Origin of the sequence: Paenibacillus silagei, from assembly GCF_017874735.1 — a bacterium.
Classification (GTDB): domain Bacteria; phylum Bacillota; class Bacilli; order Paenibacillales; family Paenibacillaceae; genus Paenibacillus_AQ; species Paenibacillus_AQ silagei.
Genome location: NZ_JAGGLV010000023.1, coordinates 31,683 through 53,965 on the forward strand (window position 1 = coordinate 31,683; position 22,283 = coordinate 53,965).

Below are 22,283 nucleotides of genomic sequence, written 5' to 3' on the forward strand. Positions count from 1 at the left end.
CTGCTTTTAGCGGACAAGGTCGCATTCTATGTGCTGCGCAGATGAAACAATCCGTACGTTACGGCAGAAACTGCAATCTGCGGCTCATACTGCCACGAGGTCTCCTGGCGGCGGCGGTTGTACTGCTCCAGGATGGCGAGGCGTTTCTCTTCTTCCGGTTCCTTCAGCAGCTCCGCGTAGTAGATGTCCACAATGCTCAGCTCCAGCCCCAGCCGTTCGCGGGCTTCTTCGGCCCAGGTATAATCCAGCAGCGCCAGCTTCGAGGTCAGATATCCCTCCAGCCGGTTGGCCCCGTCCGTAATCCCCAGCTCGAACGGCTGGACATGAATGTTCTCCGGCAGCCGGGGCGTCAGCTCCTTGCCGGCCAGCCGGGCTTCGAAGTCCGGGACGATCAGCCCGGAGGTTAACGACACCGCGATGAAATGCAGCTCCTCCCGCTTCAGGTCACAGGTCATCTCGACCTTGTAGCAGACCGCCAGCCATGGCTCGTAGGCGGCCGAGAACAGCGTGGTCCGCTGCCTGAGGCCAGGGTCCTCGAACAGCTGGAGGCACCGGCCTTCGTCCCGTGCCGCCGACCAGATCTGCCGCAGGCGCTTGCTGCCGTAGGTCACATCCTCGCGGCGGATCATGCCCGGTCCGAGACGCGGCAGCGCCGGAACGATGCCGAAGTACCGCGCGAGGATGCTGTCCTCCGGCGCAGCAGATACCCCGGGCGGCAGCGCGGCTCCCGGCGCCTGCGCTGCGCCGAGCGGCTCCGCAGCAGCTTCGGCATCCGCCGCCCCGGCCAGACCCGGCGGCGCTCCCGCCCCTGCCGGGCGGCTGGCCCCGCCGCGCGGGCGGGCCGCAGGCGCAGCGGCCTGCGCGGCCAGTTCATCGTACTTCTGCGGGTCGAAGACGAAGCTGAAGGACAAGGTCTCGGGATCTACGCCGGTGCGCTCCACGAAGCCCCAATAATAAGGGCGGTCCGTCAGCATCCGGTCCGCGCGGGGGGAGAGCTTCACCGTCACATGCAGCGGCGAGGATTCCAATATGGTGCATTCAGTCGCTTCCAGATAATCCATGACCTGCTTGCGCACTTCTGTAGGCGTCAGCATCACTTAGGCACCCCGCTATCATCCAGCTTGGCGTGGGTCAATTCACTGAGCGAATCGCCGATAGTATCCAGCCCGCTGCGCAGCTCCTCGTCGCTGCCCGCTTCGAGAACGATTTTGTACAGGCTTTTCTCAAGCGAGCCCTTCTGCTCGAAGCGCTCCAGAATGACATCCAGCCCGCCGATGACCATCTCGAACATGTTGATTTTCTCATGCAGCAGGTGGAGGATATGCTCTTCAATTGTCCCTTCGGTGGAAAGGTTATAGATGACCACATCATTCTCCTGACCCAGCCGGTGGACCCGGCCGATCCGCTGCTCGACCCGCATAGGATTCCAGGGCAGATCAAAATTGATCATATGGTGGCAGAACTGCAGGTTAATCCCTTCGCCGCCGGCTTCGGTGGCAATCATCACCTGGGCGCGTCCGCGGAAGAGGTCCATCATCCAGTCCTTTTTGCCGCGGTTCATCCCGCCCGAGTACGTCACACATTGCAGTCCATGCTCACGGAAATACTGAAGCAGATACTCCTGCGTGGCCCGGTACTCCGTGAAGACGATTACCTTCTCGTTCATTTCACGGATTAACTCCATCGTCTTCTCCGCCTTCGTATTCGTCTTGACCGTACGGATCGTCTGGAGCAGCCCCATCATCCGCTCACGCTTCGGCGAATCGGCCGGCAGCTTCTTGATCAGATTCACCAGCGTTACGAACACCGCATCCCGGCTGCTGCACACCTCACGTTGAAGCGTGACCAGGGAGAGCATACTGCTGAGATTGCCGCCTGCCTCCTGATACTGTTCTTTGACAAAAGCGGTCACCCCGTCATACAGTGCCTTCTCCTCAGCGGAGAGGGTGAGGGGGATATTGCGCACCTTGCGCTTGGTGAAATTAACCGGGCCTTCGCCCCGGCGGTTGCGGATCATAACCTTGGACAGCTCGCCCCGGAGCTTACCCTCGTTCTTGGGCTGGCGCTTATCCACTACAAAATTGGTAGCAAAATCACCCTGATTCCCCAGCTGGCCTGGCTTCAGCAGCGTGATCAGATTGAACAGCTCGCCGAGATCATTCTGCACGGGGGTGGCGGTGAGCAGCAGACAGTACTTTTTGCGGAGCTGCTGGACGAACAGATAATTCGTCGATTTCTTATTCTTCAGCTTATGGGCTTCGTCGATAATCAGCATGTCGTACTCCTGGCTCAGCAGCATTTCCTTATGCGGATCACGCTTGGCCGTATCCATCGAGGCGACGACAATGTCATTGCCCCAGGAATAGGCTTTCTTTTGCGCTACGGCAGAGATTCCGAACTTCGTATTCAGCTCCCGCACCCATTGCAGGACAAGCGAGGCCGGCACCAGAATCAGAACCTTGCTTACCAGCCCGCGCACCAGATACTCCTTCAGCACCAGCCCGGCTTCGATTGTCTTGCCAAGCCCGACTTCATCGGCCAGAATCGCCCGTCCCGACATCTCGAACAGCACCTTGTGCGCCGTATCCAGCTGATGGGGTAGCGGAGACAGCCCGGACAGATGCTTCATACACTGCAGCTCATCGAAGCTGGTAACCAGGCCCGACTGCTCTCCCTGCACGGCAAGGCGGGATAACCGCCAGTCGCCCCACGGTCCCCCTTTATCCAGTCTCGATTCCAGATCATGCAGCCAGTTACGCTCAAAAGATAGAGGAACAGGCAGCAGCGGCGCAGAAGTTACCTTCTCTTGGGGCAGGGAATTGCGGAATAATTGCGTCATGTTGCAGCCTCCTCCGTCGCAGTTTCATATCGAAATGCGTAGCAGTAGTATGCTCGTTTCAGAGAGATTTCATAACCAGAGGGGCGTGGAATTGACAGAGGAACGCTGTAATCCGCCTTGAAAGCTTTCAGTTCCAGTGCCTGCAAAAAAGCGAGAAAGAGGGAGGAAATGAGCCTTTCTTTTCCTGTTTTTCCGTTATTCCTGCCTGGGGCTGCTTTTTCAAAAAAGACCTCTATCCACAACATGTGGTATAGTTTAAAAGTTAACGCACACCATATATTGTTACAAAAGCATGAAATTTAGCTGGTATGCGGATTTTTTCGGCTGTTTGTTATTGACAAGAGGAGCTTCCGCCGGACAAGCAGGCTGCGGCTGCCCGGCCGCCGGAAGCATGACCTATTATATCCTGGGAGGTTTTGCTATTGAGTACAGTGGAACACAACAAGCGTCTAGAGGGTCTGAGCGAGAAAATATTCCTGGACCGTTATGCCTGGAAGGACGCGGACAGCAATAATGCCAAGGTAGGCGATGTAGTACTTGTCCTGACGAAGGATGATCCGAAGTTCCCAACCAAGGAGGTTGGCGAGATTGTAGAGCGTACAGGCCGGATGGTTACGGTAAAAACCCGCAGCGGCGAGCTGGTGCAGTCGGATGTGGAAAAGCTGACGTTGAACATCGAGAAGACGCCGGAGGAGATGTGGGACCGTCTTGCGGCAGCGATGGCTTCCGTGGAGAAGACTCCCGGGCTTCAGGAAGAATGGACAGGCAAATTCCGCTCGATTCTGGATGACTGGAAGCTGGTTCCCGGCGGACGGATTGCGGCTGGGGCCGGAGCCAGCGAGGAGCTTACACTGTTCAACTGCTATGTGATTCCATCTCCCAAAGACAGCCGGGGCGGCATCATGGAGACACTCTCCGAGATGACCGAGATTATGGCCCGCGGCGGCGGGGTAGGCATCAATTTGTCCTCGCTGCGCCCGCGCCGTGCCATTGTCAGAGGGGTGAACGGTTCCTCCAGCGGCTCCGTGTCCTGGGGCGGCCTGTTCAGCTATACCACCGGACTGATTGAACAAGGCGGCAGCCGCCGCGGCGCGCTGATGCTAATGATCAACGACTGGCACCCGGATGTGCTGGACTTCATTACCGTGAAGCAGACGATGGGTCAGGTTACCAATGCCAATCTGTCGGTCTGCGTCAGCAATGGCTTCATGAAGGCCGTCAAGGAGGATCTGGACTGGGAGCTGGTCTTCCCGGATACCACCGACCCGGATTACGACACGCTCTGGGACGGCGATCTGGATAAATGGAAGGCCGACAACCGCCGCGTCATCCCTTACCGCACCGTCAGAGCACGCGATGTCTGGCATACGATTATCGAATCGGCCTGGAAGTCCGCAGAACCGGGCGTTGTTTTCATGGAGTATTATAATCAGATGTCGAATAGCTGGTATTTCAATCCAATCATTTGTACCAATCCGTGCTTCCACCCGAACACCCGCATTGCAACGGAATACGGTCTCTTAACCATTGAAGAGCTGTATAAGAAGGTCGGAACGGAATCCTTCCTGGTGGGAACCGATTCGAGACTGGTGGAGCAGGCCAAAGTGGTTGGCGGAAGAAGCTATGAAGTTCCAGGTCTACAGATGAGACGGGCGACAGTGTTCCCAACCGGCACCAGAGAAACCTTAAAGATCTCGCTGCAAAATGGGGTTGAGCTGTCCGTAACGCCTGAACACCGCTTATTTACCGATTCAGGCTGGAAAGAGGCTCAGACTCTGAGTGCAGACGATTGCGTTTATTTGCAGTCTGGTGAGGGAGGGTTTGCGGCTAAGGATACACTTGGTGAGGGTTGGGGCTGGTTCTTGGGCTGGCTCACAGGTGACGGCTGGATTTCCAAACGTGGTGATATCGGTATGGTATTTGGTGAGGCAGACAGTGAAGTTATTCCATTGCTCATTGATGCTGCCAAGAATATCACAGGCGTAACCGCCAAAGTATTCGACAGAACCAACAATACTAAGCAAGCTTATTGGTGGCGTAAGTCGTTCCGTGAACAGCTTGGAGAACTCGGAGTGAAGGCAGTTAGAGCCGCTGAGAAAGAGGTTCCGGCTGCGCTGTATACAGCTTCACGTGCGACGGTTGTGGCATTCCTGCAAGGATTATTCTCTGCAGACGGAACGGTATATGAGAATGATGAGATGCACCGTACGGTCAGATTGACCTCAGCTTCCAAAAAACTTCTTCAAGGCGTTCAATTGCTGCTGCTTAATTTCGGAATTAACAGTTCCATCTATAACCGTCAGAAGAAGAATCAAGCTGTATTTACGTATACGACCATAGCCGGCGAGGAACGGAGCTATGAAGGCAGCGGATTCTATGAGCTGATCTTAAGCGGCAACAACATCCTGGAGTTCAAGAATAAGATCGGCTTCAAGCTGATTACCAGAAAACAAGAAGCACTGGAGCGGATTGCCCGGCCTTCCCGCAAAAATGAAAAGTTTATCTCCAAAGTCGTTGGTATCGAAGTAGGCGAGGTTGTGACGGTATACGATATTACTGAGCCTGTTACGCACTCGCTGATCGCTGGTGGTGTTGTTGCCCATAACTGCGGGGAACAAGGCCTTCCCGGCTGGGGCGTGTGCAACCTGTCCGCCGTCAATCTCTCCAAGTTCTACGATGCGGAGAACCATGATGTGGACTGGGCAGATCTGGCGACAACGACCCGTTATTCCGTGCGTTTCCTGGATAATGTTATCGACAAGACACCGTATCACTTCCCGGAAAATGAAGCCAACCAGAAGCTCGAACGCCGCGTAGGCCTTGGTACCATGGGACTGGCTGAGCTTATGATCAAGTTGAATATCCGCTATGGCAGCCCGGAATCGCTGGAGTTCCTGGACAAGCTCTACGGCTTCATGGCCCGTGAGGCGTATCTGGCTTCTGCTGAGATTGCCGGAGAGAAGGGGGCGTTCCAGGCCTTCGACACCGATAAATATCTGCAGAGCGGCTTCATGCGGAATATCACCGAGGTCTATCCCGAAGTGGGCGAGTCGATCCGTAAACATGGTATGCGTAACGTAACTGTGATTACCCAGGCCCCTACCGGAAGCACGGGAACTATGGTCGGCACCTCCACAGGGATCGAACCGTATTTCGCTTTTAAATATTTCCGTCAGAGCCGTCTCGGCTACGATGAGCAGTTCGTGCCTATCGCCCAGGAATGGCTGGAGGCTCATCCGGGAGAAGAGCTGCCGGAATACTTCGTCACTTCGATGGACCTGTCCGCCAAGGATCATATCCGCGCGCAGGCAGCCATTCAGCGCTGGGTGGACAGCTCGATCTCCAAGACGGCGAACTGCCCGTCCGACTTCACCGTCGAAGAGACCGCCGATCTGTATGAAATGGCCTTCGATCTGGGCTGCAAAGGCGTGACCATCTACCGTGATGGCAGCCGTGATGTACAGGTGCTGGAGACGAAGAAGAAGGAAGACAAGAAGGACGAACCGGCAACGGCTGCCAAGCCTGAGGTGATTAAGGAAACGGAAGCCGCTCCGTCAGCTCCGACAACTGTAGCCGCAGCGCCTGCCCACCAGGCAGCGGCCAGCGGAGTAGACAAGCAATACAAGAAACGCCCGCAGGTTTTGCGCGGCGCGACCTATAAGATCAACACGCCGTTCGGCATGGCTTATATCACAATTAACGATCTTGACGGTATCCCGGCCGAAATTTTCCTGAATGTCGGCAAGGCTGGCTCTGACGTCTTCGCCATGGCGGAAGCCCTGGGCCGCGTCTGTTCGCTGTTCCTGCGCTACGGCGATCACGGCGAGAAGGTCGGCCTGTTGATCAAGCACCTCAAGGGCATCGGCGGCTCCGGCGCCATCGGCTTTGGCGCTAACCGCGTCGAGTCCATCGCCGACGCCGTAGCCAAAGCCCTGGAGACCCATGTGCTGAACAACGCCCATGACGATCATATTCCTGCGCCAATCGCAGCAACGCTGGAGCTTGATTTCAACGAGGCGCTGAACGCCGAGCTGAAATCCACGGTTCCTGCGGCGACTACCAACGACAGCCACGGCGGTCATGACGCACATAGCCACGCTACCGCTTCACGGGATCTCTGCCCTTCCTGCGGCAGCGCCTCGCTGATTAATATTGAGGGCTGTAAGACTTGCGGGAATTGCGGGTATAGTCGGTGTGGGTGAGGATGGACTTGAGTTCCAAAATTAATTATATCTGTATATTTATACAACTTATTTAAGTTCTGAGTAATTAATGTTCAGTCCCGATGAGACTTTTATTTTCATCGGGACTGTTTTTTATTTTTATGAGTTTTCGTTATCAGCTCGGAACATCATTTAAACAAATGCGCTTATCAATTTTCTATAGATGATTACTATTGTATAAGCCACCAAATAAGAAACTAGACTCCAACCAATGTTCCATCCGTTTCCATAATCGACGATCCCTACTGAAAAAGCCCCGTACTCCATTATTGTGGTCAATAGGAAAAGATCCCCTTTTCATAGTTATTTCCTTATGTGCTGCACCCATTCGTGCTAGGGGGTGCATATTGCGAATTCATAACGGGGATAATCAAAGGGAAGAAATAAAAATGAAGCAGTAGCTAATGGGGAAATCCTCCTTTTTACACAGGCTCCCCTGAGGCTTCCATGATTATTCACCGCAAATTGCCTTTACTTTCTCCTTGGGTGACTATATAATTGCAATAATTGTATACGGAGTTAACCGGAGGAGCCTGCCAACAGCGGGCTCTTTTTGTGTTTTTACCTGGAATAAATTTACTGCTGTGGAGGGTTTGAAATGGAAATGAACAATGAGAGCATCATGGTGTGTGTGCATTATGGGCCGCACGGGCAGCGGTTGATACAGCGGGGAGGACAATTGGCCAGATTGCTCAATGCCCCGCTGATGGTACTCACTGTAGATGCATCCGGGGACAATGAATACAACAGGGAGAAGCAGCAGTACTTGTCTGGCTGGGAGCATCAGACCAAGGAGGCTGGCGGACAATTTGTGATCCGCAAATGTAACGGCAAAAAAACGGTTGATGTGATTGTGGAGACTGCAAAGGATAACAAAATTACACAAATTGTACTCGGACAGTCAAGCCAAACGCTGTGGCAGGAGATTACACGGGGAAGCTTCATTAATGAGCTGCTGGAGCGGATGGGTCCGATTGATCTTCATATCGTTGCGGTCCAGCGGTATCCGGAGCTGCTCGAGCAGTCCCATGAGCAAGGGTTCTCTGCTTATTTGGTCAAAGAAGGCGACCGCCATATCCTTATGGATGAACCGGATGGGAATGAAGCCATGAAGGGAGTTTTCTTTCGTGAGCTTGATACAGATTTCAATACCGGCCTGTTCAAAATCGTCAGCAACGGTGAAGCGCAATATTTGAGAATTGTACAGAACGAATGGGTGAAGCCCCGTTAAGAGGATTATACCAAAACTAGAAAGGGGGCTTAAGCCTTGCTGCATATGATTATCCTGCTTCCGTTTTTGCTGGCTGCGCTAATGCTGCTGCTGAAGCAAAATAAACGGTTTCACTTGGGCTGGATCGCTCTGCCCCTTCCCGTAGCTCTCTTTATTTATTTCCTGACGAGAATTTCAGCCATCCGGGCGGGAGAGCCTATTGTGAACAGTATCACCTGGATGCCATCCTTTGGGGTGAATATCTCGCTGGTACTGGATGGGCTCAGCTTGCTCTTTGTCCTGCTGATTACCGGAATGGGTGCCCTGGTTGTGCTTTATTCGATTTATTATCTCGATAAGCTCATGGAGGGGATCCGCCAGTTTTATACATACCTGCTCATGTTCATGGGAGCCATGTTAGGAGTGGTGCTGTCAGATAATCTGATGGTGCTGTATGGGTTCTGGGAACTGACGAGCATATCTTCGTTCCTGCTTATTGCCTTCTGGCACCGCCGGGAAAGATCCTCCTATGGAGCAATGAAGTCCATGCTGATCACGGTGTTCGGCGGTCTGGCGATGCTTGCCGGATTCAATCTGCTATATGTAATGACCGGCACCTATAGTATCCGCGAGATTATTGCACAGGCAGGGACCTTAACAGAAAGTGGAATGTTTATCCCGTCCATGCTGCTTATTCTCCTGGGAGCCTTTACGAAATCCGCCCAATTTCCGTTCCATATCTGGCTGCCTGATGCTATGGAAGCGCCGACTCCGGTCAGTGCGTATCTTCACTCGGCGACCATGGTTAAGGCGGGGATCTATCTGGTAGCGCGGCTCACCCCGCTGTATGCCGGACAATCCGAGTGGTTCTGGCTGGTTTCTGTCACAGGACTGGTAACTCTGATCTATGGGTCGTTCAAAGCCATCCGGCAAACCGATCTCAAGGCCTTACTCGCATACTCCACGATCAGTCAACTCGGCTTGATCATGTCTTTGCTAGGACTCGGGTCGGCGGCAGTCTTCTTTACCGGTACGGGGGATGCGGTTTTCTATACGATGGCTACTACAGCTGCGCTCTTTCATCTCATTAACCATGCTGTATTTAAAGGCAGTCTGTTTATGGTTGTAGGCATCATTGACCATGAGACGGGTACCCGTGATCTGCGCAAGCTTGGAGGGCTTATGTCTCTCATGCCGGTCACCTTCTCTATCGCATTGATCGGGACATTCTCTATGGCCGGATTGCCGCCATTCAGCGGATTCCTTAGTAAAGAAATGTTCTTCACTTCTGTACTCAATATCCGGGAGCTTGACATCCTGAGCTCAGGATACTGGACACAGCTCTTTCCGGTGATTGCCTGGATTGCCAGTGTATTTACCTTTGTATACAGCATGATCTTTGTCTTCAAGACCTTCCGCGGCAAGCTGAGGGAAGACAAACTGGATAAGGTTCCGCATGAAGCTCCACTGGGTCTCTTACTGTCACCCGTGATTCTGATTTCACTTGCAGTAGTGTTCGCTTTCTTCCCTGATCTGGTCTCTGCCACGCTGATTGAACCGGCGATGTCTTCCATTCATACGGGGCTGCTCGCACCGGAAGAAGCCTTTGAGGTTTCTATTCATTTCTGGCATGGATGGACACCAGAAATCTTCATGACCCTCGGTGTTATAGCAGCAGGTACGCTGTTGTTTAGAATCTATACCCGGTTACGTGTTCTAGACCGTGAAGCCGGCGGAACCAATGCGTTGAGCCGTATGTATGACTTCTCGTTAAGACTGCTCGAGAATGGTTCAAGACGCTTAACCGATGCTTATATGACTGGTTCGGGTCGCCATTACCTGCTCTATATTTTCAGTTTTTTGATCATTTCCTTACTCGCAGTTCTGCTGCGGCAGCAGGGCATTAGCTTTGGTATGGATCAGTATGCCTCATTGTCTTTTTATGAATTGGCTGTTGTAGCAGCCATGCTGCTGGCTGCTTTTGCAGTTCCATTTGCCAAGTCACGTGTCAACGCGATTCTTTTCACCGGTGGTGTCGGGTATATGGTGACGCTGCTCTTTGTTCTTTTCCGGGCACCGGATCTTGCACTCACACAGATGATTATAGAGACCGTTTCGGTCATTCTGTTCCTTCTTTGTTTCCGGTATTTACCGAAGCTTAAGAAGCAGAAGGAGCCGTTGCGCTTTAAGCTGCCCAATCTGATTATTGCGGCTGGAGCTGGTATCACGATGACGTTGATTGCTCTGGCGGCTATGGGTACCAGTCCTTTTGAACCGATCTCCGAGTTTTTCTTGAAGGAAAGCTACAACCGGGCTGGCGGCAAGAATGTGGTCAACGTCATCCTGGTAGATTTCCGCGGGTTTGATACTTTGTTTGAAATCATGGTGCTTGGCATCGCCTCACTGGCCATTTATGGTCTGATTCATCTGAGAATGGAGACGGAATTGCCGCCGCTGGAGCCCGCCAAGACAGAACTATTGCCGCTGCGCAGCAATGATGTGATTCTACAGACGATCTCCAAGGGGATTGTCCTTGTCATTCTGATATTCTCCCTGTATCTGTTCTTTGCCGGGCATAATCATCCCGGGGGAGGTTTTATCGGGGCTTTGATGGCTTCTGCTGCGCTTATGCTCATTGCAATCGCATTTGGAATGGATCAGGTACGTAAGGTGCTCCCTGTGAATTATCGGCTGCTTACAGCTTCCGGGCTCATGCTGGCTATTCTGACAGCGTCAGGCTCATTCCTGTTTGACGCTCCTTTTCTAAGTCACACGTTCGGCCACTTCCATCTGCCAGTACTTGGCGATACGGAGCTGGCGACTGCCGTCCTGTTTGACCTTGGTGTATTCCTGGCTGTAGTCGGCGTGACGATGACCATCATTTTATCGATCGGAGGGGAGAAGAAATGGAACTCGTAATGGCGGTAGCGGTCGGAATTCTTTTCATGATCGGTGTTTACCTGATTCTCTCCAAAAGCCTGCTGCGCATTGTGCTGGGAACCTCCTTGCTGACGCATGGAGTCCATCTGCTGCTGCTCACGATGGCCGGGCTCAAAAGGGGGGCAGCCCCTGTACTAGGCAAGGCGGATACCTATGTTGATCCGCTGCCGCAGGCGCTGATTTTAACCTCCATTGTCATCAGCTTTGGGGTCACAGCCTTCTTTTTCGTACTCGCATACCGGTCTTATCAGACGCGGGGTACTGATGAAATGGACAGCATTAAGGAGGACAACGAATGAGCAATCTATTGGTGCTCCCGATTCTCATTCCGCTGGCTACGGCTGTCATCCTGATTTTTCTCAAAGAGAAGATCCGGCTTCAGCGCGTGATTAGTGCGCTCAGCGGTCTGCTTAACATTCTGATTGCGGTGCTGCTGGTTACACGTGTCCACTCCGAGGGCATACTGACCCTGCAGATGGGGGGCTGGGCTCCTCCGTATGGCATTGTATTTGTAGGTGATATGTTTGCTGTATTGCTGGTAACGATGGCTTCGATCGTCAGTTTTGCGATTCTGTGCTACTCCTTCAGCAGTATTGGAGAGCAGCGGGAGCGGTTCTATTACTATACGTTCTTTCAGTTTTTGCTGGTCGGGGTATACGGCTCGTTTCTTACGGGGGATATTTTCAACCTGTTTGTCTTTTTTGAGGTCATGCTGATTTCTTCTTATGCGCTCATCTCACTCGGTGGGACCAAGCTTCAGCTAAGAGAAACGTCGAAATACCTGCTTATTAATATCGTATCCTCGACACTGTTCGTAGCTGCGGTAGCTTATCTCTATGCAGCAGTAGGAACGCTCAACATGGCGCACCTGTCCCAGCGTATCGCTGAAGCGGGACAAGGCGGCGTGCTTAATGTGATTGCTGTTTTGTTCTTGATTGTATTCTCCCTGAAGGCAGGACTATTCCTGTTCTTCTGGCTTCCAGGGTCCTACAGTGCACCTCCGGCGGCTGTCAGAGCGTTGTTCGGTGCCCTGCTGACCAAAGTAGGACTCTATGCAATCATCCGCACCTTCACGTTGTTGTTCGTGAACGATCCCGGCTTCACTCATGACTGGATCGCCTGGATGGCTGCTGCTACCATGATCCTGGGCAGCCTGGGGGCAGTGGCTTACAGGGATGTCCCGCGGATTCTGAATTATAACGTCATTATCAGCGTTGGATTTGTAGCCTTTGGGCTCGCTGCAGGGACTGCAGATTCAATGAATGGGGCAGTCTTCTATCTGCTGCACGATATGCTGGCCAAGGGACTTATGTTTATTCTGGGCGGGATGATTATATCCGCAGCCGGAACTGACCGGCTAGGCAGTATGGGCGGGATGATCCGAAAGTATCCGCTCCTCGGTTGGATGTTTTTTATTCTGGCGCTCGCCCTGGTGGGGATTCCGCCGCTTAGCGGTTTTGCCGGCAAAATTATGATCCTCCGTGGAGCGTTGTCCGAGGGGATGCTGACGCTGTCCCTCATCGGTCTGGGATCAAGCTTTCTGGTGCTGTTCTCCCTGATGAAGGTGTTCAGGCTGGCCTTCTGGGGAAATGAACCCAAGGAAGAGCAGCCTAAGGTGAGCTTGAAGGCTGCTTCGGCTGTGGCTGCCGGCCTGCTGCTGCTTGTGATTGCCATGGGGATCGGAGCGGAGGTTGTGTATACTTATGTATCGCAGGCTGGCGAGGTTCTGGCTTCACCTGCGCTATATATTGAAGCCATAATGAAGGAGTAGTGAATATATGGCCTTACAATTCCTGTTTAATCTGTTGATTGCCTTTCTGTGGATGGCGATAAATAACAATGGCTCTGGCTCAAGCTTCTTAGTAGGTTATCTGCTTGGCATCGGACTTTTACTGTTATTTAGGAAATCCAGGTCCCAGCCCCGGACCTTCTATCTCATACGTATATGGGCTGTACTGAAGCTTCTGCTGATCTTTGCCCGTGAACTTACGGTCTCGAATTTCGTGGTCATTGGCCATATCATCCGTCCAAAACTGGCTATACGTCCAGGTATCTTTGCTTATGAGACTGCCTTGGCCACGCCCTGGGAGGTTACACTGCTCTCGTGCCTGATTTGTCTGACACCGGGAACCCTGACCCTTGATGTGTCGAAGGATGGCAAGACGCTGTACATTCATGCTATTGATATTAAAGATGCACAGCTGCTGGTCACGCAGATTAGAGGCACTTTCGAACGAGCGATCAGGGAGGTGACCCGTTAATGATCCTAGTTATGCTAACCGTGGCCATGATCATTCTGGCTCTGGCGATGCTGGCCTGCCTGTTCCGTCTCCTGAAAGGGCCAACCCGCTCCGACAGGGTTGCCGCACTCGATACGATCGGCATTCATGTACTCGCTATGATAACCGTCTTCAGTATGCTGCTGGATACCCAGGATTTTATAGAAGTCATTCTGGTTATCGGAATTCTGACGTTTATTGGTACTACGGCACTGGCCAGATATATTGAACGGGGAGCCGTTATAGAGGATGGAGGGAACCCCAATGACAGGTGAACTGATTAGCTCTATTCTTGTGGTAATGGGTGCAGTCTTCTGCGGCTTAAGTGCCTTCGGCTTAGTCCGGCTGCCCGATGTCTATCTGCGTTCCCATGCGGCTACCAAAAGTGCAACCTTCGGGGTATTGTGTTTGCTGACAGGAGGTTTCCTGTACTTTTGGTTCAAAGACGGAACGGTTAATGTCAAGCTTCTGCTGGCGATTGTATTTGTATTCATCACTTCACCGGTAGCAGGTCACTTAAATGGCCGGGCTGCCTACCGTTCCGGAGTGCCCTTATGGAAGGGAAGCGTTCAGGATGACCTGAAGGTGCTGGGGGAAGAAAGCAAGGAAACGTCAAAATAATAGTTTGAAGTGAATGGAACGCGTGGAGATCAGCCGGATACCAAACAGGGTGTCTTTCCTTATACTGTAGAATCGCCAGCATGTTAGAATAGATCAATTATGGCCCTGCTTAGATCATTGTTTTGGGGCAAGGGGTCTATTAGAATTTGGGGGTAAGCAACGATGTGGATGTAAAGGAGACGGTAATATGCTTAGAATGGTCAATGTGGAGAATGGCACGGTAAAAGGCTTGCCCGCAGCCGATCCCCGGATTACGAGCTTTAAGGGAATACCGTTTGCAGCACCGCCTGTAGGGGAGAACCGCTGGCGGGCACCGCAGCCTGCCGAAGACTGGGAGGGTGTACTTCAGGCCCACGAGTTCGCACCGGTCTCCATGCAGGTCAGACAGGAGCTGGATGATAACAATATCTATACCCGTGAGTGGGCGGTGGAGCCTGACATTGCGATGAGCGAGGATTGCCTGTACCTGAACGTATGGACCCCGGCCAAACAGGCGGACGAGAAGCTACCCGTCTATGTATGGTATTTCGGCGGCGGGCTGCAGGTGGGCCATCCGGCAGAGATGGAGTTCGACGGAGAACGGATTGCCCGCAGAGGGATTGTTGTGGTGACGATTAACTACCGGCTGAATATCTTCGGCTTCCTCTGCCATCCCGAGATTACCGCGGAATCACCGGAGGCACCTGCCAACTTCGGCAACCTTGACCAGCAGGCCGCTACCCGCTGGGTGAAGCGCAACATTGCTGCGTTCGGCGGTGACCCCGACAACATCACCATCGGCGGGCAGTCAGCGGGCGGCGGCAGTGTCATGAGCCAGCTTACCTCTCCGCAGAACGAAGGATTGTTTCAGCGGGCGATTGTTGAAAGCGGAATCTTCACGGACCTGTATCCGGGAACCCTGCTGCCGCCGCTCCGGGGGACACTGCAGGAGGCAGAGCAGGATGGCATCGAGTTCTTCAAGTACCTGGGTGTATCCACACTTGCGGAAGCGCGGAAGCTGGATGCGGTCTATCTGCGGGACAAGGCAGTGGCGCTTGGCGGGTTCTGGGGCACCGTTGCGGACCAGAAGTTCCAGGTGGGGAATCCGTTCGATCTGTTCGTGCAGAATAGACGCTTGAAGGTGCCGGTTATGCTCGGCCATACCTCCTCGGAGTTCTTCAGCACTCCGAAGGTGCAGTCCTACGGGGAGCTCAAGCAGCTTGCGGCGGACATGTTCGGGGAGGATGCGGAGACCTTCCTGAAGCTTAGCGGCGCAAGGCCGGATGCTGTTCAGGAAGCGGCGGAGCGGGCAGCGGTAAGCGGAATCGAATACGCCATCCGGATCGCCGGGCAGGCGAATGCGGATACCGGAAGCGAAACCCCGCTCTATTACTATAATTTCGATGCGGAGATTCCGGGATGGGATAACCCGGGCACCTTCCACTCGGTGGATCTGTGGTTCTTCTTCGAGACGCTGGCCAAGTGCTGGCGGCCGTTTGTCGGCAAGCATTATGATCTGGCCCGCCAGATGTGCAATTATACCGCCCACTTCATCCGTACCGGCGACCCGAACGGACAAGATTCGACAGGCGAAGCATTGCCGCACTGGGAGCCGTACACCCCGGAAGCACCTTACGGGATGCTGTTCGCAGACAAGGCGGAGTTCTCCAGAGAACAACCCGGCGAGATCATGAATTTTCTGGTGCAGCAGTACTTCAAGAAGACTGGCAGTCCGGTCTGAGGGGATTCTGCTCTTGATAGGATCAGCGGCAGTTTAAGACTTTATTTATTGAGTCTTAGATTGCCGCTGTTTTTATTACTGGACAGTCCCGTAGCATGTTATTCTCTATCAAACAATAGCCCGATAGAGTAGTTTCGGCTGTATTCACCAAGATGTAATAAAGAGTTGATGCTTTCATGAACGTTTGAAGGCAAAAAGGTGACCGGAGCTGATTTAGTTAAAATTAAAGATATAATAATTCAAAATATCTACGATTTTTATAAGGAGGCACTAACGTAATGGGCATCGATACCGTGCTGTGGAGCAGACTGGTGACAGGCTTGACACTGGGATTCCACGTTATTTTCGCAACAATTGGCGTTGGGGTTCCGCTGATGATCGCCATTGCTGAATTCATGGGCATACGCAAAAAAGACCCTCACTATACACTGATGGCCAAGAGATGGGCCCGCGGGTTTGTCATTTCTGTGGCCGTGGGCGTGGTGACCGGTACGGCGATTTCACTGCAGCTGGCCTTGATCTGGCCTAATTTCATGAAGCTGGCCGGTAACGTGATTGCGCTCCCGTTATTTATGGAAGTGTTTGCGTTCTTTTTTGAGGCGATCTTCCTGGGCATTTACCTCTATACCTGGGACCGGTTCAAGAAGCCGTATATCCACTGGCTTCTTACGATCCCGATTGTTGCCGGTGCCGGGATGTCCGCTGTGTTTATCACGACCGTAAACGGGTTCATGAATCAGCCTGAGGGCTTTGCTATGGCCGGAGGGCAATTCACAGCGGTGAATCCGGTGGAGGCGATGCTGAATACAGCGACGTTCTCCAAGGTGTTCCATGTCTTAAGCTCTGCCTATCTGACCGGAGCCGCACTGCTGGCGGGTATCGCCGCGTTTGCACTCCTCAGAAAGGGAGTCTCGGAATACCATAAAAAAGCGCTGAAGCTGATGATGGCTGTGGTGATGGTGTTTGGATTGCTGAACGCTCTGGCTGGAGATACGTCGGCGAAATTTTTGGCTGAGCATCAGCCGGAGAAGCTGGCTGCGGCGGAGTGGCATTTTGAAACGGAAAGCGGAGCCGATCTGATTCTGATGGGGTGGCTTAACGCCGAGCATGAGGTGCTGGGCGCACTGCACATTCCCAAATTTCTCAGCTTCCTCGCCTTTGGCGATTTCAATGCAGAGGTGACCGGTCTGAATGAATTCCCTGCGGATGAGCAGCCGCCGCTCCTGGTTCACTATTTATTCGATCTGATGGTCGGTGTCGGGTTTGCCCTATTAGGCATTTCATTCCTGTACTTCCTGTTTGTCTTCTGGAAAAAACGCAATGAGCATAACAAATGGCTGCTTCGCGCGATCGCGTTAGGCGCACCGCTTGCCTTTTTGGGAGTCGAGCTAGGCTGGTTCTACGCTGAGATCGGGCGGCAGCCCTGGATCTTAAGGGGATACATGCGTGTAGAAGAGGGGGCTACGACATCACCGAGTGTAAGAATCCTGTTTTTCGTATTCCTGTTGCTGTACATCCTGTTAGGCACGGTATGTGTGCTTGTGCTGCGGCGCATGTTCAAGGACAATCCGGCAGAAACCGAGATGGAGAAGTGGAATCAGCATCCCGGCGGCAAATCAACAGTAAAGGGTGAGCACGCAAAATGAGTTATGAGCTGGTTGGAATTTCAGTGCTCTGGCTGTTTTTATACGGCTATTTAATTGTGGCCTCTATTGATTTTGGAGCCGGGTTCTTTGCCTTTTATGCCCGGCTGACGAAGCAGGATCATCTGATTAACCGTTTGATCTCCCGCTACTTATCGCCGGTCTGGGAGATTACGAATGTCTTTTTCGTCTTTTTTTATATTGGACTTGTCGGCTTCTTCCCGGATACCGCTTATTATTACGGCTCGGCGCTACTTGTTCCGGGAAGCATTGCGCTTATCCTGATCGCGATCCGCGGTTCGTTCTATGCGTTCGAGAATTACGGCTCCAAGAATAACATCGTATATCTGTTCCTGTACGGCGCTTCGGGCCTGCTGATTCCCGCGTCCTTGTCCGTGGCACTTACCCTGTCGGAAGGCGGCTTTATCTTTAAGCGGGGAGAGACCGTGTCTCTGGATTACTGGGCATTGTTCACTAACCCGTTATCCTGGAGCATTGTAGGCTTGGCGATTGTATCTGTGTTGTTCATCAGCGCCTCCTTTTTGGCCTTTTATGCTTCCCGGGCAGAGGATCAACCCGCGCTGAAGCTTATGCGTACTTATGCGCTGTTCTGGAGCACGCCGACCATTGTTATCGCGCTGACGGCCTTTATTTATCTGGGCCAGCACAATGAGCGGCATTTTCAAAATATGATGGATTTATGGTGGCTGCTTGCGCTGTCTGTTGCTTTCTTCATGCTTGCCATGTGGCTGCTGTACAGCGGACGCCGTTACGGGTTGGCGTTCATAAGCATCATGCTGCAATTCCTATGCGCCTTCTTCGCTTACGGAATCGGGCAATATCCTTATATTCTGGACCCGTTCATTACGCTTGAGAACAGCATCACTTCACCGGCTATGGGTCTGGCGCTGGTCATTGTGTTCATCGGGGGTATGTGCCTGCTCATTCCTTCCCTGATTCTGGTGTTCAAGCTGTTCCTCTTTGACGCAGACTATGTGAAAGGAAAGAAATAAATGAAGAGCAAAACAAGTCTGATCGCTGAGCAAATGTCGGGGCAACGAAAACGGCTGGTTATGCTGACCCTCCTGTCGCTCATGCTCGGCATTGCGATTGTAAGTCAGGCCGGGCTGCTGGCGGAAGCGGTCCAGCGGGTGTTCGTGGAGAAGGCTTCCTTATCCTCGGTTGCTCTGCTGCTCGCTCTTCTGCTGTCAGTGATGGCGATCCGCACTTTGCTGTTATACGGAAATGGAAGAATAGGCTTGGCTATGGCAGCCGCCGCTAAGGCAAATATGCGTTCATCCGTGCTGCAGAAGCTTACCCGTGCCTCCATGCCTTCAACGCTGCGGGGGCAGACAGGGGGGAAGGTCAGTGTGGCTCTGGATGCAGTGGACGAGGCGGACAGCTATTTCAGTCACTACATGCCGCGGATGGTGGAAGCAGCGATCATCCCGGTTCTGATTCTGGCGGTTACGTTTGTTTTACATGCGAATACCGGCTTCATTCTGCTGTTTACGGCACCGTTCATCCCGCTGTTTATGATTCTGGTGGGACTGCAAACGAAGAACAAATCCGAAGAGAAATATGCGCAGCTTGCAGAGTTCTCCGGTACGTTCCTGGATTCGCTTCAAGGGCTCGTGACGTTGGAAATATTTGGACAATCCCGCCGCCAGCAGCAGCAGATTGAGCGCAGCAGCCTGGGTTACCGTGACGCGACCATGGATATTTTGAAGGTTGCCTTTACGAATACGTTTATGCTGGAATCCATCGTCATGCTGAGCATTGGGATTGTTGCCCTTGAATTGGCTATTCAACTGCTCGTATTCAAATCGATGCCGTTCCACACGGCCTTTCTTGTGCTGCTGCTTGTTCCCGAGTTTTTTAACCTGCTCAAGAATACAGGCACCGCTTTTCACAGCGGGCGGACCAGTATGGGGGCGGTCCGTAAGGTGGAGCAGATGCTTGCGGAAATAGGCGGCGGCACCGGTGCACAGCCGGAAGGGGGCGGGCAGTCCTCAGCCAAGCTTCTCAAGATGCCGCCATCCATAGAGCTGAAGGATGTTCATTTCCAATATGCACCCGGTTCATTTGAGCTTAAGGCCGGCCCCGTCTCCATAGGACCGGGACAGCATGTTGCCATCGTCGGCCACAGCGGCTCGGGCAAAACAACCTTGCTCCATCTCATTGCCGGACTGCTGAAGCCGGTATCCGGGACAGTGCTGGTGAATGGAAGCCCGCTGTCGGAATGGGAGGAAGACTCATGGTTTGAGCAGGTCAGCTATATTACGCAGCACCCCTATATTTTTGCCGGCACATTTGCTGAGAATATCGCAATCGGTGCCGGGCGTAAGGTCTCCAGGGAAGAAATCAGGCAGGCCGCAGAGGAAGCGGGACTCTCAACGCTTGTTGCCGGGCTGGAGCAGGGTTTGGACACTTACGTCGGGGAAGGCGGCAGGGGACTGTCGGGAGGGGAAAAGCAGCGTCTTGCTTTAGCGCGGGCCTTTTTGAAACGTCCGGCTCTGATCCTGTTCGATGAGCCTACGGTGGGCCTCGACTTGCAGACCGAACAAATCCTGCAAAGCTCCATAACCGCGCTGGCTCGAAATGCAACGATGATCACAGTCGCACACCGGTTGTATACGATCCGGCAAGCGGATCACATTTTGTTTATGGACCATGGCGTATTAGCGGCGGCAGGACCTCACGACGAGCTCCTTGAACGAGTGCCTCAATATGCCGAGATGGCCCGTATTCAGCGAAAAGGAGGGTCAGCATGAACGAGCTGGCGATTTTGTCCAAGGCCATGATAGCAGAGCGGAAGGATATACTCCTGTCGATTCTGGGAGGGTTTATTGCCGGCGCTGCTGGTGTGGCCCTGTTCTCCGCAAGCGGGTATCTGATTTCACAGACGGTCTTTATGCCGCCGCTCTATACCTTGATCGTTCTTACCGCGCTGGTCAAGCTGCTGGGTCTGCTCCGGGCGGCAAGCCGTTACGGGGAACGCCTGTATTCGCACAGAGCAACCTTTTCCATGCTTAGCCGTTTGCGTACAGACTTTTTTGCCAGGCTGATCCCGTTAACGCCCGGTATCTTGAACAAGAACCGCAGCGGAGATCTGCTGGCGCGGATTGTCGGCGATGTAGAGAGCCTGCAGAATTATTTTTTGCGTGTCGCTTATCCGCCGGTGATCGTCATCACGGTCTTTCTGGCAACCATGGTGTTCAGTGCTTCTTATTCATTCTGGATGGCCTGCTTGTTCGTAATAGGGATGCTGTTGACCGCATTGGTTGTGCCGGGAATCGTATTGCTGGGCCAGCGGTCGATACACGGCCGCGTCCGTAAGCAGCGGGCGCTGCTGTCAACGGAAGTCACCGAGGTCTTGTACGGCTTCCGCGATCTGAAGGTGTACGGGCAATTGCCGCAGCGGGAGCAGCAGCTCCAGGCGGCTTCGGCAGCACTGACAGCAGAGCAGCAGCGTGCAGCAGGTCATCTGCTGCGCGGACAGGCGATGCACACCTTTGTAACCTTTTTTATTTCCTGGGGTGTACTGACGCTTGGGGCCTATCTAATTATGGAGGGTGCGCTGGCTGGCGTGTTTTTAGCGATGCTTGTGATGGCCGCACAGACGGTGTTTGAAGAAGCTGGAGCCATGGCCACTTTGCCAGCCTATAAGCAAGACAGTGAGCATGCGGCCAAAAGGCTGACTGAAACCGTATTGACTGCCACTGATTTACCTGTGCAGCCGGACCGCACTCTGCCCGCAGGAAATCCGGTTTCGGTGGAGCTGTCCGGTGTTACATTCCAATATGATGACGAGTGGCGGCCCGCGCTGACGGAGGTGTCGCTGCACCTCCCGGCCGGCTCCAGAACAGCCGTGGTCGGACCCAGCGGTTCCGGCAAATCCACGCTGATCGATCTGCTGCTCAAGCTGCGCACGCCTGTTTCCGGGGACATACGTTTGAACGGCATTCCGGTACAAGAGCTGGATGAGTCAGGCATTTGGGAAGCCTCGAATGTCGTCTTACAGCAAGGTCATTTTTTCCGTGGAACAGTCCGTGACAACCTGCTGCTGAATGGAGAAGAAGCATCTGACGAAGTATTGTTAGAAGCTCTCGCTAAGGCTCAACTGCCGGATGTGGCATTACATGATGTGGTATTCGAAAAAGGAGAGAACCTGTCCGACGGGGAGAAGCAGCGTCTGGCGCTGGCCCGGGTCATGCTCCGCAAAGGGCGGTTGTGGCTGCTGGATGAACCGACCTCTTCGCTGGATTATGTAACGGAAGAGCGCGTATTAACCCGTCTCTACGAACAAGCTGCCGGAGATACCTTACTGCTCATTTGCCACCGGCTTACCGGCCTGGAAAGCATGGACAGGATTATCGTCATGGAGCAGGGCAGGGTCATCGAAACAGGTTCATATGCGGAGCTAATGGAGCAAAGGGGCTATTTGTACCGTATGAAGCAAATAGAGCTGCAAATGATTGGAGAGCTATAGGCAAAAGGTCTCTACCGCGAGGCGATTATTCGTGAATTGATTAACAATGCGACCATCGATATGATTATGCTGCTCACCTTAAGGTGAGCCTTTTTTTGGTGAAGAAAGTCACATTTTAATTTTGGGATATATGCTATTTTTATCTTGTTAAATGTAAATATTACCTCCTATACTAATTCTCCCTACTTTATACCTATTCATCCCCTTTAATGGTAATAGTTAATTATCACTACTCTGAAGTCTACCAATCCGTTGTAAAATGCATATTTATGCAAAATAATACATAGTTAGTCAATGGAATTTTTTTGTGATTTAC

At 52.9% G+C, this 22,283-nt stretch carries 16 protein-coding genes; 13 read left to right on the forward strand and 3 right to left on the reverse strand.

Annotated features, from left to right (window positions below; genetic code table 11):
- Positions 1 to 26 precede the first annotated feature (26 nt).
- From J2Z70_RS26070 to J2Z70_RS26080, 3 genes are read right to left on the reverse strand one after another with little or no spacing between them, the layout of a single operon-like run.
- Positions 27 to 1,094: a YqhG family protein gene (locus tag J2Z70_RS26070; protein WP_245368524.1), complete on the reverse strand. Its 1,068-nt coding sequence runs from the start codon at positions 1,092 to 1,094 to the stop codon at positions 27 to 29.
- Positions 1,094 to 2,839: a DEAD/DEAH box helicase gene (locus J2Z70_RS26075; RefSeq protein ID WP_209878005.1), complete on the reverse strand. Its 1,746-nt coding sequence runs from the start codon at positions 2,837 to 2,839 to the stop codon at positions 1,094 to 1,096. The genes J2Z70_RS26070 and J2Z70_RS26075 overlap by 1 nt, the downstream gene beginning before the upstream one ends.
- On the reverse strand, positions 2,836 to 3,084 hold the full coding sequence (locus J2Z70_RS26080; RefSeq protein WP_209878007.1) for a hypothetical protein: 249 nt from the start codon (positions 3,082 to 3,084) through the stop codon (positions 2,836 to 2,838). The genes J2Z70_RS26075 and J2Z70_RS26080 overlap by 4 nt, the downstream gene beginning before the upstream one ends.
- Positions 3,085 to 3,261: 177 nt before the next feature.
- Between J2Z70_RS26080 and J2Z70_RS26085 the strand changes: the two genes are divergently transcribed.
- The 13 genes from J2Z70_RS26085 to cydC all read left to right on the forward strand — a co-directional run bounded on the left by J2Z70_RS26085 (position 3,262) and on the right by cydC (position 21,967).
- Positions 3,262 to 7,041: an LAGLIDADG family homing endonuclease gene (locus J2Z70_RS26085; RefSeq protein ID WP_209878009.1), complete on the forward strand. Its 3,780-nt coding sequence runs from the start codon at positions 3,262 to 3,264 to the stop codon at positions 7,039 to 7,041.
- 619 nt (positions 7,042 to 7,660) lie between these two features.
- Positions 7,661 to 8,293 (forward strand): universal stress protein, encoded by a 633-nt coding sequence (locus J2Z70_RS26090; protein ID WP_209878011.1) that lies wholly within the window; start codon positions 7,661 to 7,663, stop codon positions 8,291 to 8,293.
- 45 nt (positions 8,294 to 8,338) lie between these two features.
- Positions 8,339 to 11,191: a Na+/H+ antiporter subunit A gene (locus J2Z70_RS26095; protein ID WP_209878099.1), complete on the forward strand. Its 2,853-nt coding sequence runs from the start codon at positions 8,339 to 8,341 to the stop codon at positions 11,189 to 11,191.
- Positions 11,179 to 11,511, forward strand: coding sequence for a Na(+)/H(+) antiporter subunit C (locus tag J2Z70_RS26100; RefSeq protein WP_036725033.1), 333 nt, complete (start codon positions 11,179 to 11,181; stop codon positions 11,509 to 11,511). Before J2Z70_RS26095 ends, J2Z70_RS26100 begins: the two co-directional genes overlap by 13 nt.
- Positions 11,508 to 12,983 (forward strand): Na+/H+ antiporter subunit D, encoded by a 1,476-nt coding sequence (locus J2Z70_RS26105; RefSeq protein WP_209878013.1) that lies wholly within the window; start codon positions 11,508 to 11,510, stop codon positions 12,981 to 12,983. The genes J2Z70_RS26100 and J2Z70_RS26105 overlap by 4 nt, the downstream gene beginning before the upstream one ends.
- Positions 12,984 to 12,990: 7 nt before the next feature.
- Positions 12,991 to 13,473: a Na+/H+ antiporter subunit E gene (locus tag J2Z70_RS26110; RefSeq protein ID WP_036725030.1), complete on the forward strand. Its 483-nt coding sequence runs from the start codon at positions 12,991 to 12,993 to the stop codon at positions 13,471 to 13,473.
- A complete protein-coding gene (locus tag J2Z70_RS26115) occupies positions 13,473 to 13,766 on the forward strand; it encodes a Na(+)/H(+) antiporter subunit F1 (protein WP_209878015.1) in 294 nt (97 codons plus the stop codon). The genes J2Z70_RS26110 and J2Z70_RS26115 overlap by 1 nt, the downstream gene beginning before the upstream one ends.
- On the forward strand, positions 13,756 to 14,112 hold the full coding sequence (mnhG, locus tag J2Z70_RS26120) for a monovalent cation/H(+) antiporter subunit G (RefSeq protein WP_083684257.1): 357 nt from the start codon (positions 13,756 to 13,758) through the stop codon (positions 14,110 to 14,112). Before J2Z70_RS26115 ends, mnhG begins: the two co-directional genes overlap by 11 nt.
- 187 nt (positions 14,113 to 14,299) lie before the next feature.
- A complete protein-coding gene (locus J2Z70_RS26125) occupies positions 14,300 to 15,832 on the forward strand; it encodes a carboxylesterase/lipase family protein (protein WP_209878017.1) in 1,533 nt (510 codons plus the stop codon).
- 278 nt (positions 15,833 to 16,110) lie between these two features.
- On the forward strand, positions 16,111 to 17,478 hold the full coding sequence (locus J2Z70_RS26130) for a cytochrome ubiquinol oxidase subunit I (RefSeq protein ID WP_209878019.1): 1,368 nt from the start codon (positions 16,111 to 16,113) through the stop codon (positions 17,476 to 17,478).
- Entirely contained in the window at positions 17,475 to 18,488 is a 1,014-nt protein-coding gene (locus J2Z70_RS26135; protein WP_209878021.1) for a cytochrome d ubiquinol oxidase subunit II, read from the forward strand. Before J2Z70_RS26130 ends, J2Z70_RS26135 begins: the two co-directional genes overlap by 4 nt.
- Complete coding sequence (cydD, locus tag J2Z70_RS26140) at positions 18,489 to 20,249, forward strand: thiol reductant ABC exporter subunit CydD (RefSeq protein WP_209878024.1); 1,761 nt, start codon at positions 18,489 to 18,491, stop codon at positions 20,247 to 20,249. It begins immediately after the preceding gene.
- Positions 20,246 to 21,967, forward strand: coding sequence for a thiol reductant ABC exporter subunit CydC (gene cydC, locus J2Z70_RS26145; protein ID WP_209878027.1), 1,722 nt, complete (start codon positions 20,246 to 20,248; stop codon positions 21,965 to 21,967). Before cydD ends, cydC begins: the two co-directional genes overlap by 4 nt.
- Positions 21,968 to 22,283 lie beyond the last annotated feature (316 nt).

What these genes read in the sequence shown, in the direction of transcription:
- J2Z70_RS26125 (WP_209878017.1), top strand. Translation starts at nt 14,300, where the DNA reads ATGCTTAGAATGGTCAATGTGGAGAATGGCACGGTAAAAGGCTTGCCC.
- J2Z70_RS26135 (WP_209878021.1), top strand. Translation starts at nt 17,475, where the DNA reads ATGAGTTATGAGCTGGTTGGAATTTCAGTGCTCTGGCTGTTTTTATAC.
- J2Z70_RS26080 (WP_209878007.1), bottom strand. Translation starts at nt 3,084, where the DNA reads ATGTTGTGGATAGAGGTCTTTTTTGAAAAAGCAGCCCCAGGCAGGAAT.
- J2Z70_RS26090 (WP_209878011.1), top strand. Translation starts at nt 7,661, where the DNA reads ATGGAAATGAACAATGAGAGCATCATGGTGTGTGTGCATTATGGGCCG.
- J2Z70_RS26115 (WP_209878015.1), top strand. Translation starts at nt 13,473, where the DNA reads ATGATCCTAGTTATGCTAACCGTGGCCATGATCATTCTGGCTCTGGCG.
- J2Z70_RS26100 (WP_036725033.1), top strand. Translation starts at nt 11,179, where the DNA reads ATGGAACTCGTAATGGCGGTAGCGGTCGGAATTCTTTTCATGATCGGT.
- J2Z70_RS26095 (WP_209878099.1), top strand. Translation starts at nt 8,339, where the DNA reads ATGATTATCCTGCTTCCGTTTTTGCTGGCTGCGCTAATGCTGCTGCTG.
- J2Z70_RS26110 (WP_036725030.1), top strand. Translation starts at nt 12,991, where the DNA reads ATGGCCTTACAATTCCTGTTTAATCTGTTGATTGCCTTTCTGTGGATG.
- J2Z70_RS26075 (WP_209878005.1), bottom strand. Translation starts at nt 2,839, where the DNA reads ATGACGCAATTATTCCGCAATTCCCTGCCCCAAGAGAAGGTAACTTCT.
- mnhG (WP_083684257.1), top strand. Translation starts at nt 13,756, where the DNA reads ATGACAGGTGAACTGATTAGCTCTATTCTTGTGGTAATGGGTGCAGTC.
- J2Z70_RS26130 (WP_209878019.1), top strand. Translation starts at nt 16,111, where the DNA reads ATGGGCATCGATACCGTGCTGTGGAGCAGACTGGTGACAGGCTTGACA.
- J2Z70_RS26105 (WP_209878013.1), top strand. Translation starts at nt 11,508, where the DNA reads ATGAGCAATCTATTGGTGCTCCCGATTCTCATTCCGCTGGCTACGGCT.
- cydC (WP_209878027.1), top strand. Translation starts at nt 20,246, where the DNA reads ATGAACGAGCTGGCGATTTTGTCCAAGGCCATGATAGCAGAGCGGAAG.
- cydD (WP_209878024.1), top strand. Translation starts at nt 18,489, where the DNA reads ATGAAGAGCAAAACAAGTCTGATCGCTGAGCAAATGTCGGGGCAACGA.
- J2Z70_RS26070 (WP_245368524.1), bottom strand. Translation starts at nt 1,094, where the DNA reads ATGCTGACGCCTACAGAAGTGCGCAAGCAGGTCATGGATTATCTGGAA.